We start from the raw sequence: 455 nt of genomic DNA, 5'->3' as shown, positions 1-455 counted from the left end.
CAAGACCAGATACTGTCGCTGTGTACTCGCCTTCACCGATTCTTGTTTCCGTTGTTAGTGTTGCTACTTTTTTATCTTCCGACCATGTTGTTGTGCTAGCAACAGCTTGTGTTCCTTTTGTCAAAGCAACTTTCGCTTTGTCTGTATCAACTGGTTTGTTGAAGGAAACTGTCACTTTGTATACGCCTGCTGCTTTTGCACCTGTTACGGATACTTTACCAGCCGGTACATATTGTTGTTTCGCTTCGTATGCGCCGCTCAGAAGCAAGTCGCGTGTTGCGTTGCTCATACCGCCGAATTTACCATCTTCATTGTTAGAAAGAAGTTTTAGTTCAAGAGCAAGGGCTACATAACCTTGTGCCCAACCGGAAACCGTTGTGTCTGTACCCGTTTTGCCTTTAGCCGCTTCATCTTGACCAAGTACACGCACCAAGAAAGTTGCTAGTTGTTCTTTC

The sequence above is a fragment of the Paenibacillus silvestris genome (assembly GCF_009882985.1).
Taxonomy (GTDB): Bacteria; Bacillota; Bacilli; order Paenibacillales; family NBRC-103111; genus Paenibacillus_E; species Paenibacillus_E silvestris.
The sequence above is the reverse complement of the archived record's forward strand: the minus strand, read 5'-3'. Positions refer to the sequence as shown.